Origin of the sequence: Desulfosarcina variabilis str. Montpellier, from assembly GCF_048565275.1 — a bacterium.
GTDB classification, from domain to species: Bacteria; Desulfobacterota; Desulfobacteria; order Desulfobacterales; family Desulfosarcinaceae; genus Desulfosarcina; species Desulfosarcina variabilis.
In genome coordinates this window covers 256,664-272,544 of the sequence record NZ_CP159846.1, presented here as the reverse complement: position 1 = coordinate 272,544, position 15,881 = coordinate 256,664, and the positions used below count along the sequence as shown (strand labels likewise).

Genomic DNA, 15,881 nt, shown 5'->3' with positions numbered 1-15,881 from the left:
AAGCGGTTCCTTACTTTAGAAAAAATTATATTGGACGCCGAACTGCATGCGATTGAGTTCTCCATCCTGACCATTTTCGAGTTCGCGATAGCCCCAGATATACTCGAAACCGAGGTTGACAGCCGGTACAGGACTCCAGATCAGATTGCCATGCACAGACTGGAATTTTTTGTTGACCGCGTCTCCAACGATCTCGACATTGTTGTCTGCCTCGCCATAGGAATAGGCAACGGTTGTGCGCCATCTATCCGACCAGAAATGACGGTATGCGGCATAGCCACCCCATTGGTCAACAAGCTCCATTTCACCAGTATTTGCATCCAATTGGGCCCCTTCAAAATTGGTAACCATATACCGGCCAAGCCCGTTCCCATAGTTAAAAAGGATCTTGAGATCGTCTTTTCCGAAAGTTGGGAGCACACCGGCAACACTGGCGGCATAGGCGAACTCGGATTCATCGATGGTTTGCGAATCAATCCGGTATTCCCGCCCCATGCCGGCCAGTGAGAACTTTCCGGCCCCGATATTCAGGTTCAATCGAGCAACGACATCCGGAATGCGGTCGTTATCCGGTGTGGCGGAAATGGTCGCGTCATTGGCCAGCAGCCACGTTTCCGGATTCTCGGCGGCAACCTGTATGCTGCCCCAATCAAATGGTTGGGTCCAACGAATCTGTGCCTGCCGGATAAAGATTGAAGCTGCCGGCCCGCCGAAGTCAATGGTCTCCGGAAGTGCTCCCGCGTTCATAAATGTCGACCAGTTTTGGCCGGCCATCAGATTGCCCAATTCTCCATAGGCGTGACGCAGCCGGAATGTGGATGAATTGCTTATTTTCTGGTTTCCCCCTTGACCATAAAAGTCTCCCTCGATACGGACTTTCAAGTCCCCCCAGGACGTGGGGGTGCGTGTCTCAACAAACAGGCGACTTTGCTTGGCCGTAAATCTGGTGATACTGCTCGTCGAGTCGGTATCCAGGGGAATGGCACGCGGATAAAAAAAGAGGTTCGCATCGCTGTCAGCCCCGGCACTGACATCACTATAGACGACATCGAGCTTGGCATAACCGCCGATGGTCAGTTCCGTGTTTATGCCGGACAGCATTACGGATCCTTTTTTAGGCGTTTTGGCTTTATCGGCATCAGTGGTTTTGCTTTTCTCTAACTGCTGTACCTGGTCTTTCAGGGCATCGATCTGTCGTTTCATATCATCCAGTGTATCAGCGAAAACCGGCGGATAAATCAGAAAGGATGCGAGAATGGCAAATAAAAACAACATACCCAACCGTTTCATCGGCGCACCTGATTTTTTCATCTTTTCTCTCCTCTTTGAAATTATGGTTCAATGCAGCTCCCAAATACGATAACCTGACCGCTTTCGTTCATCTCAAAACGGTTACAACCCAGTCTTGAATTCTCATGATTAAAGGTGCAGGACAGAGAATAACCATAAGAAAAAATAAACGCTGAAATAATTTTTTCTCATCGCAACCTCCCCTGGATTCAAAGAAGCACTTATTGGGTGGTGATGCTGTTCTCATTATAAATATTCCAACATTCATGCCGTTTCGTCTGGCCCGCTGAATTTCGCCGAGGAGACACCGATCATATTGTTATTAATTGATATTTTTACAGGCTTGTAATTCAGAAAGCTGGGGAGGCGATCCTGCGCACAACAATGTTGACGGCAGGTAACGTTAAGCGTAACGTTTGGTTAACACACATATGTGAGCGCTTTGATGGAGAATCAACGATAAGGTGGTGACGATGACCGACGGCCCCCTGTAGATGACCAAAATCGAAAATTAAATATTGGAAAAGGTGGGGCATTTTACGGGGGGCAGGAAATACAACGTCATGCCGAACCTGATCCGGCATCCAGTAAATGCCTGGATGCTTGACCTTGGCCGGAATAACGAACACTTTATGGAGTGAATTGCCAGAACAATAAGAACGCCGATTAAAACGCAATCATTGACTCATCATTTTCCATCAAGGAGAATAACCTAAGTATAGAGAAGAAAAGAATTCCAATGGGATTCCGATTGTCATGCAGGATTCAGGGAATAAATGTGGAATCAATCATCCGCTGCCGTTCTTCTGGTGACAGTTTTTCTGGTGGAATGGCATAATCATATTGTCTGCCACAAACCGGACATTCCATTTTGTATCCATCGCGTGTCCGATGGATACCTTAAAAGCCCTTGATGATATCTTCATCAAGCTGCTTGATGATCTCACAGGCCCAGGCCACGGCCCACTGAAGATCATCAATGGCAGCCAGGCCATGGGGAGCGTGAATATATCTAACCGGGACGCCCAGTACCACCACTGGGACCCCGCGCCCGGCAAGGGTCACCATCCCGCCGTTGGTTCCCCCGCTATCTCTAACGGCATCCTGGAAGGGCACGCTTGCACGTCGGGCGATCTTTCGGGCAAACCCCACAAAACGGGGATTGGCCATCATCGAATTATCGCGATGCCTGATCTGGGGACCTTTTTTCAGTACACTCTGGGCTGCATCCTCATCCTTGAATACATCATCCGCCGGCGTTCCTTCGAAAATAATGGCCACATCGGGATCGACCCGCCGAGCCGCTACCTGGGCCCCTCGCAGTCCCAGTTCTTCCTGGGAGGATAGCGTCCCCACCACATCCACCTTGGCATCAAGGTGCTCCAGCCGGTTAAGCGTTTCGATCACCGCCGCACACCCCAACCGGCAATCAAAAGCTTTGCCCATCATCATTTTCCTTGCGGCATCAAAGGAAAAGTCAACATCCGGAACAACAGGCGCACCAGGCTCGATCATATGGTCTTCACATACTTCTGCCTTTGACATGGCACCGACGTCGATAAACATATCAGCAATATCAATGGCTTTGTTTTTGTCTTCGGCCTTGATAAAGTGTGGCGGCTTGGCGGCAACAATGGCCGGAATGTACTCACCTTTCGCATTTCGTACCTTTACTCGCTGCCCCATCACCACCTGGGATGACCAACCGCCGACGGGAATGAATTTGAGGGTTCCGTTCTTGTTGATGGACTGAATCATAAAGCCCACCTCATCCGAGTGCCCATCGATCATTACCACAGGACGGTTGCCGGTGTTGCGGCTTGAACGAAGGTAAAGATTGCGGATTTTGTCTTCTTCGATATGGATGGACGGTGCGATGAATCCGCGAGCCAGTTTCAAGACGTCGTCCTCGAAACCGGATATTCCGTTGGCGTTGGAAAAAGCCTTGGCAAATTCAAGACAGGAGTCGTTCATAAGGACCTTTCTGTTACAGTTTAAAAAGGGCGATGGTCTGGTCAAGTTTTAAAGCCAGCTTGGCTAGTGTGCCTGCACTTGAGTTCACCTTGTCGCAGCTTTGTGTTAACGTGCCGGCGGCCTGATTGACATCGGCGATGTCTTCTGCAATCTGCTCGGAAACAACCGAGCTTTGGGAAACGTTTTCATTCACTTCCCGGATGCCTTCAGAAGCCTGGCTGACATTGCCGGCGATTTCCTGGGTCGAGGTGGATTGCTCCTCGACCGCTGTGGCGATGGACGACACAATTTCATCCACCTGGTTGATGACCTTTGAAATGATATCAATTTCGGAAACGGTTTGTGAAGACGAGGTTTGAATTCCGTCTATTTTGGCTTTGATTTCCTGGGTTGCCTGAGCCGTTTGTTTGGCAAGCTCCTTGATCTCATTGGCCACGACAGCAAACCCTTTGCCGGCCTCGCCGGCTCTGGCCGCTTCGATGGTGGCGTTGAGGGCCAGAAGATTGGTTTGCTCGGAAATTTCAGTGATCACTTCAGTGACTTTGCTGATCGAAACGGCGGCCTCACCCAATTTGTTGATGTTTGATGTGGCGCCGGTGGCTTTATTAACGGCGTCATTGGTCACCGAGCGGGCCTTTTCAGCGCTTTTTGCAATTTCCTGGACGGTGATGGCCATTTCTTCGGAAGCGCTGGCAACCATGGAGACATTGGTTGATGCCTCTTCGCTGGCAGCTGCCACGGAGTTCATCTTGCTGCTCATCTCTTCCGTTGCGGATACCACATTGCTGGTTTTGTCTGACGCGTGACGGGCGCTTTCACTCATTTCATGAGAAATAGTGGTAAGATCGGATGAGGCGCTGTTCAGAGAATTGGCATTGAGCGACACATCCTGGATGATACGATGGAGCTTTTCAACGAAAATATTAATCCATTTGGCCAGCTCACCGGTTTCATCCTGACTGGCTAAATTGATTCGTTTGGTCAAATCCCCTTCGCCTTCGGCCAGGTCCTTGACAAGATGATTCAGCTTGTCAAGTGATCCGGAAACGGCTTTGCCCAGGAAAAAATTGATTAAGATCCCGGCGGCGGAAGCAACCAGGATAATCGCGATAATCTGCGTAAAATACCCTTTGATGGTCCCAAACAGATCCTGGCTGCTTTTGGCAACCAGCTCGTTGACCTCCTGGCCAATGGTATCGATACGCGTCAGCATATCCGCTTCAATCGTCTGGAGCATCTGAACATTGTCGATAAACTCGGTTACCATGTCCTTGATCGCCAGATTGGTCTTCAATGCCGCCTTGGCGGCTTGATCGTATTGCGTGCCTTTCAGCATTTCGACATCTCTGGTGACATTTTTCACTAGTGTGTCCAGAAGCTGGATTAATTCGTTTTTTACGCCAATATCCGTTTTCAATTTTCCAAAAAGCACTTTGATCTGGAAGTTCGAAGAGGTGTTGATGTTGGCACCAACGATTACGGCGCGTTCCAGGTTGGAAACGTCGGCCCTGGTGTTCTCATCCACCAATCGTTGACTGATACCTTTAATGGTATCGTTGGAAGCCGTCAATGACGTATCCGTGAGCTGATTGATCTGGTTTTCGATTTCAATATTTCTGAGCCTTCGGTTTTCATATGCGTCAGCCTGATTGCCGACCTGCTTCAATTCATCAAGCAGGCGATTATCGGTCAGCTTGCCGGCAAGCACATCAAACTTCCCTTGCAGCTGCTCGATTGTGGTTCTTGAAAAAACATAGTCCTTTACCGCCATAGCGACCTGCTGGATATCAAAGGATAATGCATTGAGCTCGCTTTGCTGTACCGACGCGGTTTTGATCAACGAATTGGAACTGATAAAAAAATATGCCACGATTAAAATCAAAATAACATACAAAATGCCGGTAACCTGTAATTTGTGCTTGATTTTCAAGTTGCGGATGAATGCCATGGTGGAATCGCCCCTTTCGTTGGAATAAGCCGTTCTTGTATAAGCCAGACTATCGGCATCGTCAGAAATTAACTTTATCTCAAAACCAAAGTTATTATCTGATAATTAAAGAATGATTCTGATTCACCATCGAGGCGATTTTTTAATTGGACGTTTACGAGAACTCAATTTAAACGATTATCGGCAAGCTTTATTCAAGCGGGCAATCGAAATGGCGGCAGTGCTTGCAATAATGCATGGGAAAGGTGGCCAGTGTCGGCAACGCCAGCAGCCAGAAGAGCAGAAACAGGGGCAGATTGGCAATCAGCCAGAATTGCGGCATCAACACAATTCCCATCATGGCGACCGGAACCGCAATTTTAGACGCCGGATGCATCTGAGGGCCCTTGTAGGGGTAGAAACGGTTGACCAATGTTGGTGGCAGGAACAGGCAGGAGGAATACTCGGACGGGTAGGGACAGTGGGCGCATAGACCGGGCAGGATAACAAGCGTAAAGGCCGCAAGAGAATACACGAGATAAACCACTGCCCAGATCGGTGCCTGCACGAAAATTCCCCAGGTTCTGACGATCATGAATCCATACCAGCCGGTTCGGCTTAAAAGGCGTTCTTTCAGGGCAAAGCGATTGATCAGCGTTGCGTCTGATGTGTTTCTCGGTTGCATGGTTATCCCTCTCTCACCATTCGTAAGGGTTGCGGAATTTCACGCGGGCGCCCATGGTCTCAAAAAGTCTCAATAACCCATAGCGCGTGCGATCCATGAAAATAAACTCGGGGTTCATTTTAAAATGCTGGCGCAGGTGATGAAAGTGGCGCAAAATGGCCTTGCCGTCGGCAATAAAATCGGGGGTGGCGCTGAAATCGAAGATCTCATTGGCGTACAGGCGGCCGAACCAGTCTCCCATATCGTCGGATACAGCCCGAACAGCATCCATTTGCGCTTTGGCCAAATCCCGCGGCAGCAATCCCAGGGTGATCATTAGCCTGAAATAGGCATCTTTGTCGTGATGGGCTGAAGCCGCCGCCAATTGCCGGCATCCTTCCACAAAATCCGGTTTCAACTGCTTGACGCATCCAAAATCCACCAGACCGACGGTCAGATCGTCACCGATGATGAAATTGCCTGGATTCGGATCAGCGTGAATCAGGTTGAGTTCGTACAAGCCAGTTAAAAATAGATTGTGTAGTGTCTGGGCGATGCGATCCCGATCCGCCTGGCAGGGATTATCCTTCAGCCAGATGTCCAGCGGTCTGCCCGGCATCATGGTGGTACACAATACAGTCGATGAACTTAGATGAGGCTTTACCATGGGGGTTCGAACATCGGCGAGCTTCAGACGATCGGCAAAGTAGGCAACCTGTTCAGCCTCTTTCAGATAATCCACCTCCTCCGTAAGGCGTGCAGCCACCTCGTTCAATGTTGGAATCAATTGATCACGCTGAATCAGAGGCCACAGCAACTGCCTCAACAGACTCACGTCACCGGCAATGGTCTGGGCGATGCCGGGATACTGAATTTTAACCGCCAGCGGTTGATTGTCCTGGTCTTCGGCATAATGAACCTGCCCCAGACTGGCAGCCGCAAAGGCTGTCAAGTCAAACCGCCGGAAGACCGCTTCGGGCGGGCTTCCCAGGGCCTTTCCCACCACCTTGCGCACCAGGGCACGGTTGATGGGCGGCACCTGATGGTAGGCCTTGGCCAGTTCCCGGCAGGCGCTTTCCGGAAGCAGATCCGTTTCCAGGCTGAGCTGCTGGGCCATCTTCAATGCCGTGCCGCGCAAAAGACTCAGCCCCTGGAATAGCGTTTCGGCGCTTTTCTGAGTCGCCGCCTGTCTGGCCTGCTGACGCGCATCGGCGGACAGAAAAGGACGCTTGGTATAATAAGAAAGCATCCGGCCGCCGATTTTAGCCGCCGTATGTCCACTTGTCAGGGCCCGGCCGATTTTCCCAATGGGCAGGTCAGCGTTCATCCATCCCCTCCATGAATTGCCGTTTCATCTTGCCCATGGTCCGCACAGGCTCAACAAAACGATCCAGCCTGTTCAGAACATGGTTTTTAAATAGGAAAACGGTGATATCGAAAATCTTGTTGGCAATGCCGGCTTTGAGCATGGCACACGCCAGGTCCAATCCTTGATCGATGAGCACGCTGGTGTTGGCAAACCCTTCGGACTCGTCGGCCAGCCAATAATGCACCACACCGATGTAAGCATCCATGAAAAATTGGCCGATCAGTTCCTGGAAAACCGGCTCAGGAATCTCCCCCACCTCGACGGCGGCGGCCAGCATATCGTCAACCGCCGCTAAGAAGGCGGTGCGAACGGGTTTCACCTGTGCCCAGTCCCGGCTGCCACGCAACAGAACCCGGTGAAACGTTTTCTCCACGAATTCGCGATCAGCGAGGTAATGCTCCAGACCCGTTTCAAAAAGTGTCTGAAGCTGTTCCTGAAGCGTGAAGGTATGAAAATCCGCCACCTCCGTAAGGGCCTGGATACAGCCCTGCATGTGGTCCCCGTAATAGGCAAACAAAATGGCATCCTTGGTGGCGAAATAATTATAAATCGTGGCATCCCCAATGCCGGCGGCTTTGGCAATCTGACGCATGGTGCTGGATTTGAAGTTTTTTTCAGATATCACCGCCACTGCCGCACGGATAATGGCGTGCCGGTTGATTGCTTTTTGTTCTTGGCTGATTTTCATTTTTACGAACTCGCTATCTATAAATTAATTTTTTTAAATATTTTAATACGATTGATTTTTCATTAAGTCAACTCAAAAAAATCTGCTTCACGTCGAGCCAGCGCCGTGCCGGTCTTTTGCTGACGCCATTGAAAATGTCGATTGTCGCCGAATACACAATCGAAACAAAAAATTGGACCCCCTCGCTTTTTTTCATTAATGATTTAAATATCGAAAAGTTGGATTATTCTTCAATCGTGGGAGGCGTGGCGGTCGCAGCATATGCAAGAGCATCCGTTTAAAATTGATTGGCTGTATAAAAAAGGCAGTGGAACATTAAATGAAGACGCCTATTTTCTGGGCGATCGGATGGTTGGCGTGTTTGACGGCGCCACCGCACTAAACGGCAGCCTCTACGAAGATGGTAAAACCGGTGGATATCTTGCCTCCCGCTTGGCCCGCGATACGTTCCGGACTGGAAACGCCCCGCTTTTCAAGCTCACCCATCGCGCCAATCGCCGCATTCTTGAAGCCATGCAACAACGCGGCGTGGATCTGCGGCAAAAAGAGAATTTATGGTGTACCAGCCTTGCCGTGGTTCATGTCGGCAAAGATGAATTTGAATGGGTGCAAAGTGGTGACAGCCTGATTTTGACCATCGATGATGATCACAACTATCAGGTATTGGTTCCCGATCACTGTCATGATTTGGAAACCCTTTGCATGTGGCGGGACATGGCCGTGTGCGGCACGCCTGCCATCTTTGAAAACCTGAAGGAACAGATCATCGCCGTACGCCGGCGGGTCAACGTAACCTATGGATCGCTAAACGGGGAATCGGAAGCCCTGGATTTCATCAGTCGGGGACGCCAGCGCCTTTCAGGCATCCGGCATATTCTGCTTTTTACCGACGGCTTGTTCATTCCCCAGGAAGATCCGGAAGACGGCCATCAGTTGGATATGCTGGTTGAACGTTACCTGAGTGGCGGACTGCAGTCTGTTTACCGATACGTTCACAAACTCCAGATCAGCGATCCGTTGTGCCATCGCTATCCCCGATTCAAGCCCCACGACGATATTGCCGCTGTGGCCATTTCAACAACGCCGTAATCCCCCTGCCGTACCACCTACCCCGCCTGGGCTAACCGATGATGCCCTTTTCTCCTTTAACCAATTTGATTGAATGTCAAATGATGGTATTCTATTTTTATGAATATCGTCATTTGTGATCAGCCAGCCGACTGGGACCGGTACCTTTTCAATCATCCCCAAGGCGGTCCTTTTCATCTGTTCGGCTGGAAAGCCATTTTTGAACAGGTTTACAACCTGCCGACTTTCTATTTAATGGCCATCGCCCCTCCTGATGATCGGGACCCATCCACGTCAACCCAACCAAAGGTCAGGGGAATCCTGGCCTTGGTCTTATTATGCACCGGGCCAAAACGACGGCGGTTGGTGTCGCTGCCTTATGTCGACGTGGCCGGTGTATTGGCTGACAACCGGCACTGCGAAACATTGCTGCTTGAAAAGGCGATTGGTATTGCCCATAGTAATCAGGCGCGCTGGATCGAATTGCGGCAGATCAATCCGCTGCAATGTGACCCGTCACATCAGGCCTTGCCCCAGGCAGCAGGCAATTTCAATCTGGAAACCAATGTACGCGCCTGGCAGGTGTCCAGCCATAAAGCCAGCTTGAGGCGCCCGTTGCCAGCCGATGCACAGCAATTGATGCAGTCTTTCAAATCCAAGCTGCGCAGCCAGATTAAAAAAGCCATGAAAAATGGACTGACCCATGAAGTGGGCGGAGCGAATCTGCTTCCCGCGTTCTACCAGATTTTTTCCCGTAACATGCGCGACCTCGGGTCCCCCATCCACCACTACCGCCTTTTCGAGGTGCTGTTCGACACATTTGGCGACCGGGCCCGGGTGGCCCTGGTGCGCTACAAAGGCACCCCCGTGGCGGCCAGCATTGTGCTTCAATACCGCAATCGATTGCACAACCCCTGGGCATCATCGGTAAAAGATTTTCGTAAACTGGGCAGCAATATGCTGCTATACTGGACCATTCTGGCCCATGCCTGCGATAAGGGAATAGATATCTTTGATTTTGGCCGCTCATCACCCGGAGCGGGAACCTACAATTTTAAGCGTCAGTGGGAAGCGGAGCCCACACCGCTGTACTGGTACTATTTAACGCTGGCCGGAGACCCGGTGGATCCCATGTACGAGCGCCTTTCTTTTAAGGCGTGGACACGTCTTCCGGTATGGCTTTCACGGTTGATCGGCCCCCATATTCGGCGCCATATCAGTTTGTAGGCTGGCCGATGATTGTGTTTAAACGTTGAATCTGATCCTGCAGCCAGCAAGGCGACTGTCAAACCGTCACAGAAAATAGAACCATGGCATTCGAGATCACCATTCCCATGGCAATTCAGCTGGTCATCGAGGATGTGGGGTGGTGGGAAAAATCCCATCCGGTTGGCCCGAACAGTCCCTTTCGATCCGGCTTGAAGCGACGCCACCATCCTTCAGACTACCTGGCGCTGGTCCATTTGGCCCGGCAGCTCAACATGCGTCCCCTGATTGCGTTCGTGGCCTGTGAATGGGATCGGACCAATCTGTTGAAAAAAATCCCCTCCGCCAACTGGATGGGAGCCGATTGGGATAACCGTCACAATGTCGGGCCCTGGCTGGATCAGGCGGCCCAAACCCTGAACGATAACCGGGGTCTACTGGAAATCGGCCTGCATGGCGTGGGCCATGAATTCTGGGATCAGGGCCGGCGCTCGCGCACTGAATTCCACAATACACAAGGCGAAATGCGTCCCTTGGCGGTAATCGAAGCCCATCTGGATGCCTTTGACCGGATTCTGGAACAAAATGGTCTGGGTCCCCTGCCTCAGGCCTTTGTCCCGCCCGGGCTAAACCACAGCTTTGGCGGCGGCAGGCATGGCATTCATGGCATTTTGAACAAGCATGGCATCCGTTATGTCACCACGGATTTGACCAAGGCAAAAATGATTCACCCCCGACAGCATCCGCTCATGGCGTGGGAAGCAGGCGTACTGATCATCGAGCGCGGCATCGCCCCGGTGCCCTGGCATGTGATTGCCGCCCAGCCCCAGTTCGCCTTTGACCGCCCCCTAATATGCCTTCACTGGGCAAACCTGCTTGATGAAGATATCCAGCGCAGTCTGGATGTGGTTCAGGGATGGGTCGACTTTATCAAAACCGGCATCGATCCTATGCAGCAAATGCTGGCTCCGGATACGGCCACATGCTGGACTCAGTTCGCTTACCGTACCTTGAGTCAAATCAGGCAAACGGGCGACGGCGTCACCATTAATATAAGTCCTTTGCGGAATCTTCCCCAGAGCACATTAAAAGGACATTTTTTGCTTAAGATTTCACATTCTGGCAGACCGATAGGGTGGCAGGTTGACGGCGGCCGGATCGGTGAGCTGCAAAATCAATCGAATACTGTTCAATTGCTTTCCATCAGACCTGATTCTGGGGTCGACAGTATCCGCTTGACGCCCGTTTGGGAATCCCCGCAGGAACACTCTTAACATCCCGAAAGGCTTCATAGTAATTTGGATAAAAGTAAAGCCGGCACGGATCATCCGTGCCGGCTTTTTTCCACCCAAGAGAGACTTATCGCCCGATACCAATTCATATTGACCCCATATTTTACCTCATGCGCAAGGCACTCCGAAATATGGGGAAAGATAGCGCCAGGACTGATGGGGATATTATCTGATTATAATTATTTTCTATTATTTATAAATCCCCGCACCAACAAAGTATGGGGTATTGGGAATCCGATAAATATAGCTGCTTTTCGCCGCCGGTTGATCTTGTCCCGGCTTGGGCCACATGTAATCCACCCAGCCCTGGCCCTGGCTGCCAGCCACCTTGACAAACTCAACAAACAACGGTTTGCCGTCTGTATCCGCCACTTGCAGCAGATTGTCATTTTTGGTCAATTCGGGTTTGATGGGATGGGCGATCATTTTTCCATCAAGATCCATGAGAAACACATAGGTATCTTTCCATACAAAAGGTCCTGATTTGTCCCCAATGGCTTGGCTGGCTGCATCGACACCTTTTTCCTGGATCAGCTTGGCGGCCGCTTCGCATTTGGCAATGACTTCATCTTTTGTGGCGGATCCGGCCCATGCCAGGGCGGCAAAGCAGATGGTAAGGGTAAAAATAATAAAGATAGTACGGATTGATCTTTTCATGTGCGCTCCTCCCTAGTTGATAGATTATTGAACCAGTGTGCCTGACATTGAATTGATATTGACCCGGGCGTTTGGTCGGCGGCATCACCTCCTTTTGGATGGTATGCGGATTACCGGCAATATCATCGGTCTATTGACCCTGTGGGCCTCAAAGAGACCAAACAGACCACTACTTGGCAGGTTTCAGCGTGTCGGAGAAAAAAGATACCAGCTGGGAAGTCAGCGCGGTGCGTTTATCAGCAGTACGAATGTTGTGGAGATTGGCGTTCTTTAAATACCAATTAAAAAAACATCACAAACGGGATTATCAGGAATAAATCCCCTATCTTGAGCACGAGTTGAGCCGATTGGTTAAGCAAATACCTTGCCTAATTATTAATTACTTTAAATCACTATATTATCTAGCATTGCCCAAGGGGCTTGGGGTGGGGCAGTTACGAAAATTGCACACGGACTGGACCATCAAGCTCATTTTTGTGGTTTATATCATGAACTTGATGGTTTGAACAGCCTGTTTTGAAATCCATTTGAGGAAAACTGAATGATGCTCAAACTTCGTTGTATTTCATCTCGATCCGTTTTTGCTTGATTTTAGCGGATTCATAATAATTGCTTTTTTTATCAATCCACCAGCTGTTGGCTTTGTTTTCACCAGCGGTAAAACCCAAATCATAGCCACGCTGAGCGCCGGCCATAAAAATGGCGACCATGAGAAAGATAGCCATGGCCGCCTTTGTAAGCCTGCCTTTACTAAAAAAAACTTTCATGATGGAACAAAATCCTTTGTACTTAAATTTCAATAACACTTTCGGCCATTTTTCTGAAAACTTGAACTGATTTTGGCTAACCGGATAAGCATTGGGCAAATTTTTAGGTAGTTGCGTGGTCTATGATTTTCGACGAGACAATCTTCCGATGGCATTCAAACGGAAGGCCCAGAAAAACCGGGTGTCGTTTATAGCGGATCAAGTATTGATTATTTATCAACCATTCTGGTAGGATAAAAAAATTATAACGCCTCTTGATTAATCCAGCCGGTCTCAGATGAGGAATCGTGAATCGACCTCCCCGGAAGCGACATCCAGCGTTACCAACAAAGACCATTGTCGGCATTCATCTCCCAGTATTTTGGCCATTGTGGGCATATGGTCGGCACCGACAAGATTTGGGTGATGATTGCTCATCCGTTTCAATCAAAAAGACTTGATTGTTGAACGAATTTAAGATGAAATGTGACGGTTTAGATTTTCATCAAAACAAACGTCTTTTCCCTTAGGGGATGAAAAACAGCAACCACAGGCAGTCGTTTATGATCGTTTACTGTGAAGAGTGCGGCTATAAGAATGTCATTGATGAAAAACGCGTTTCGAATATGGGGTCTCAAATTCCATGCGAAAAGTGCGGTGAATTCCTGCGCTTTTACGGAATCAAAGCCGAAGCGCTAAAAGCATCCCTGAAAAAACCAAAAAAGACGCCCCAAAAAGCACCGAAAAAGACCCCACCCGCTTGCCTGATCCTGAAATACGGAAAGGTGGTGGTCATTGTCAACGAAACCCGGTCCCGGGTAGAAATCGGCCGCCAAAAAAGCAACGACATTCAGGTGTCCAACAACAGGGTTTCACGAACGCATGCCATCGTCGAATTCAAAAAGGGGACCTATTATCTCACCGACCAGAGTTCTAACGGCACCTATTTACTGATGGAAGGCACTGAAGGTGTTACCGTAAAAAGGAAACAGGTCGAGTTGACCGCCAAAGGTGTCATCGGACCCGGATACAAGGTCGATTTTAAATCCTCCGATGCCATTCAAATTATATTCGAACCAACCTCCTGACTACCTATATCGGGCCTAACCGCAAATGCCAGTTGGCCCGATAAAAAGGCGCAAAGCCGACCTGACGTGGTACAGCAACCCAGGTCGTGATGATTATTTTCAGCGTTAAAATGTCCTAAACACAAGGAGACCATACCCATGTGGCCCCTGCTGTTAAAACTGTTTCTGCTGCTATTGACCGCCTATGCAGCCGGTATCCTGGCCCAACTTTTCCGGCAAAGTGCGATCGTCGGCTATCTGCTGGCCGGCAGCATTGTCGGCACACTGCTCTTCAATTACGCTACGGTCGCGTCAGTCGCCGAATTGGGTGTGGCTCTGCTGCTTTTTTCAATTGGCCTTGAATTTTCTTTTCAGCATCTTAAATCCCTGGGCAAAGATCTGCTTTCCGGCGGCGCCCTGCAGGTCCTCATGACCCTGATCATTGTCACCGCCATCATGCGATTTTTCATTCCGACTTCCCAGGCGGTTGTAATCGGTTGTGCGTTTGCCGTCAGTTCAACCGCCATTGTTCTGCGGGTTCTTCTGGACAACGCCCAGATCGATTCCAACCGGGGACGGATGTCCCTTGGCATTTTGCTTGTTCAGGATCTGGCCGTGGTACCATTGGTACTGTTGGTGAGTCTGATCGGGGAAGCCAGCACGTTGGCATCCATCGCCCTGCGCATCGGCAAGGTGATTGCCGCGGCCGGTGGCCTGGTACTGGTCTTTTACCTGATGTTCTATTGGATCATTCCCTGGTTGTTGAAACGCGAAGGGTTATTCGCCAACCGGGAACTGATGATCTTGCTGGCAATTCTGTCGGCCATGGGCGCCATTGGGAGCGCACACCTGGTTGGACTGTCACCGGCGCTGGGCGCTTTTCTGGCGGGAATGCTATTGGCCGAATCCCCCTTTGCCACCCAGATCCGCTCGGATATCGATGCCATTCGAACCTTTTTTGTAGTGCTGTTTTTCACTTCGATCGGCATGCTGCTCGATTTAGGTTGGTTGGCCACCCACCTCCACCTGGTTTTACCGGCGACAGTCGTTGTATTTTTAATTAAAGTCCTGATTATTTGCTTTATTTTCATATTGCTGCATGTAGACAACCAAGTAGCCATAGGCACGGGGATCACCCTGGGTCAGGTGGGAGAGTTTGCCTTTGTGCTGGTGGCAGCCGGTCGGGATGGCGGGATTATCGGCCCGGAGCTTTTTACGGTTGCGGTGTCGATTACCACACTTTCCATGTTTTTAGCACCCTACATGGTCAGTTATGCAGAGCCCCTGGCTGAAAAGCTGCTCGTCTGGATGTCCAAACAACCGGCAACCACCAATGTACTCCAAAATGAACCAACCGTGTGCAAAAAGGCCTTGATCATCGGATTCGGACCGGCCGGCAAAAAAGTAGCTAACAATTTGAAATCCATGGGCGTGGACCCGGAAATAATCGAACTGAATCCCTCGGCCATTGAATCCGCCGCAAAGGAAGGTGTCGTCATCTATCTTGGAGACGCCACAAGAGCCGACGTGCTCGACCATGCCGGCATCCATGACGCCGCGGTGGTGGTCGTGACCGTACCCGACAGCCGCACGGCAGCATCTATGATCCGGATGGTTCGGGAAATGACCCCACAGGTGAAAATTATCGCAAGGGGGCGCTACCATCGACATATCACCTTGTTGGAAGAAGCCGGCGCGTCATTGGTGGTGGATGAAGAACAGATGGTGGGCCAAGGGCTCGCCACTGTCACGGCGGAGCATCTATCGGAAACGGACATTATTACGATGGCCTGCCGGATGATTGGCAAAAGGCCCGCTACAGATTCCGCGACGCCCGAAACCGAGAGCAATGACCCGGCCCCCCAAACGGCGTCGACGACATAAAAAAAATCATTTGTTACCCATTTCGAAATAATCGCTTTTAAGGATTACC

Annotated in this window: 13 protein-coding genes; 5 read left to right on the top strand and 8 right to left on the bottom strand. The window is 50.3% G+C overall.

The genetic code is table 11. The features are described 5' to 3' along the window. Window positions 1–15: 15 nt before the first annotated feature. The 6 genes from Dvar_RS01245 to Dvar_RS01220 form a co-directional block, all read right to left on the bottom strand. On the bottom strand, window positions 16–1,311 hold the full coding sequence (locus Dvar_RS01245; RefSeq protein WP_419659910.1) for a DcaP family trimeric outer membrane transporter: 1,296 nt from the start codon (window positions 1,309–1,311) through the stop codon (window positions 16–18). 879 nt (window positions 1,312–2,190) lie between these two features. Then, a complete protein-coding gene (locus Dvar_RS01240; protein WP_419659909.1) occupies window positions 2,191–3,264 on the bottom strand; it encodes a M42 family metallopeptidase in 1,074 nt (357 codons plus the stop codon). Between the two features lie 13 nt (window positions 3,265–3,277). Beyond that, complete coding sequence (locus Dvar_RS01235) at window positions 3,278–5,212, bottom strand: methyl-accepting chemotaxis protein (protein ID WP_419659908.1); 1,935 nt, start codon at window positions 5,210–5,212, stop codon at window positions 3,278–3,280. A gap of 190 nt (window positions 5,213–5,402) precedes the next feature. Then, window positions 5,403–5,876, bottom strand: coding sequence for a hypothetical protein (locus Dvar_RS01230; protein WP_419659907.1), 474 nt, complete (start codon window positions 5,874–5,876; stop codon window positions 5,403–5,405). A gap of 13 nt (window positions 5,877–5,889) precedes the next feature. Then, window positions 5,890–7,182, bottom strand: a complete 1,293-nt coding sequence (locus Dvar_RS01225) for an ABC1 kinase family protein (protein ID WP_419659906.1) — start codon at window positions 7,180–7,182, stop codon at window positions 5,890–5,892. Further along, on the bottom strand, window positions 7,172–7,912 hold the full coding sequence (locus Dvar_RS01220) for a TetR/AcrR family transcriptional regulator (RefSeq protein ID WP_419659905.1): 741 nt from the start codon (window positions 7,910–7,912) through the stop codon (window positions 7,172–7,174). The genes Dvar_RS01225 and Dvar_RS01220 overlap by 11 nt, the downstream gene beginning before the upstream one ends. A 261-nt stretch (window positions 7,913–8,173) precedes the next feature. Here Dvar_RS01220 and Dvar_RS01215 point away from each other — a divergent pair, with 261 nt between their 5' ends. The 3 genes from Dvar_RS01215 to Dvar_RS01205 all read left to right on the top strand — a co-directional run bounded on the left by Dvar_RS01215 (window position 8,174) and on the right by Dvar_RS01205 (window position 11,460). Beyond that, the gene (locus Dvar_RS01215; protein WP_419659904.1) at window positions 8,174–9,001 is read left to right on the top strand and encodes a protein phosphatase 2C domain-containing protein; all 828 of its coding nucleotides are present in this window, start codon (window positions 8,174–8,176) and stop codon (window positions 8,999–9,001) included. Between the two features lie 99 nt (window positions 9,002–9,100). Next, window positions 9,101–10,207, top strand: a complete 1,107-nt coding sequence (locus tag Dvar_RS01210; RefSeq protein WP_419659903.1) for a FemAB family XrtA/PEP-CTERM system-associated protein — start codon at window positions 9,101–9,103, stop codon at window positions 10,205–10,207. Window positions 10,208–10,290: 83 nt separating this feature from the next. After that, the gene (locus Dvar_RS01205) at window positions 10,291–11,460 is read left to right on the top strand and encodes a hypothetical protein (protein ID WP_419659902.1); all 1,170 of its coding nucleotides are present in this window, start codon (window positions 10,291–10,293) and stop codon (window positions 11,458–11,460) included. Between the two features lie 207 nt (window positions 11,461–11,667). On the opposite strand, the gene Dvar_RS01200 is transcribed toward Dvar_RS01205, so the two are convergent. Together Dvar_RS01200 and Dvar_RS01195 are read right to left on the bottom strand one after the other, a co-directional pair. After that, a complete protein-coding gene (locus Dvar_RS01200) occupies window positions 11,668–12,135 on the bottom strand; it encodes a cache domain-containing protein (RefSeq protein WP_419659901.1) in 468 nt (155 codons plus the stop codon). A 548-nt stretch (window positions 12,136–12,683) separates the two neighbouring features. Further along, entirely contained in the window at window positions 12,684–12,902 is a 219-nt protein-coding gene (locus tag Dvar_RS01195) for a hypothetical protein (protein WP_419659900.1), read from the bottom strand. Between the two features lie 542 nt (window positions 12,903–13,444). On the opposite strand from Dvar_RS01195, the gene Dvar_RS01190 reads away from it, so the two are divergent. Beyond that, a complete protein-coding gene (locus Dvar_RS01190; protein ID WP_419659899.1) occupies window positions 13,445–13,969 on the top strand; it encodes an FHA domain-containing protein in 525 nt (174 codons plus the stop codon). 138 nt (window positions 13,970–14,107) lie between these two features. Beyond that, a complete protein-coding gene (locus Dvar_RS01185) occupies window positions 14,108–15,832 on the top strand; it encodes a cation:proton antiporter (RefSeq protein ID WP_419659898.1) in 1,725 nt (574 codons plus the stop codon). Window positions 15,833–15,881: the final 49 nt, after the last annotated feature.

What these genes read in the sequence shown, in the direction of transcription:
- Dvar_RS01230 (WP_419659907.1), bottom strand. Translation starts at nt 5,876, where the DNA reads ATGCAACCGAGAAACACATCAGACGCAACGCTGATCAATCGCTTTGCC.
- Dvar_RS01205 (WP_419659902.1), top strand. Translation starts at nt 10,291, where the DNA reads ATGGCATTCGAGATCACCATTCCCATGGCAATTCAGCTGGTCATCGAG.
- Dvar_RS01245 (WP_419659910.1), bottom strand. Translation starts at nt 1,311, where the DNA reads ATGAAAAAATCAGGTGCGCCGATGAAACGGTTGGGTATGTTGTTTTTA.
- Dvar_RS01220 (WP_419659905.1), bottom strand. Translation starts at nt 7,912, where the DNA reads ATGAAAATCAGCCAAGAACAAAAAGCAATCAACCGGCACGCCATTATC.
- Dvar_RS01210 (WP_419659903.1), top strand. Translation starts at nt 9,101, where the DNA reads ATGAATATCGTCATTTGTGATCAGCCAGCCGACTGGGACCGGTACCTT.
- Dvar_RS01215 (WP_419659904.1), top strand. Translation starts at nt 8,174, where the DNA reads ATGCAAGAGCATCCGTTTAAAATTGATTGGCTGTATAAAAAAGGCAGT.
- Dvar_RS01190 (WP_419659899.1), top strand. Translation starts at nt 13,445, where the DNA reads ATGATCGTTTACTGTGAAGAGTGCGGCTATAAGAATGTCATTGATGAA.
- Dvar_RS01195 (WP_419659900.1), bottom strand. Translation starts at nt 12,902, where the DNA reads ATGAAAGTTTTTTTTAGTAAAGGCAGGCTTACAAAGGCGGCCATGGCT.
- Dvar_RS01235 (WP_419659908.1), bottom strand. Translation starts at nt 5,212, where the DNA reads ATGGCATTCATCCGCAACTTGAAAATCAAGCACAAATTACAGGTTACC.
- Dvar_RS01200 (WP_419659901.1), bottom strand. Translation starts at nt 12,135, where the DNA reads ATGAAAAGATCAATCCGTACTATCTTTATTATTTTTACCCTTACCATC.
- Dvar_RS01225 (WP_419659906.1), bottom strand. Translation starts at nt 7,182, where the DNA reads ATGAACGCTGACCTGCCCATTGGGAAAATCGGCCGGGCCCTGACAAGT.
- Dvar_RS01240 (WP_419659909.1), bottom strand. Translation starts at nt 3,264, where the DNA reads ATGAACGACTCCTGTCTTGAATTTGCCAAGGCTTTTTCCAACGCCAAC.
- Dvar_RS01185 (WP_419659898.1), top strand. Translation starts at nt 14,108, where the DNA reads ATGTGGCCCCTGCTGTTAAAACTGTTTCTGCTGCTATTGACCGCCTAT.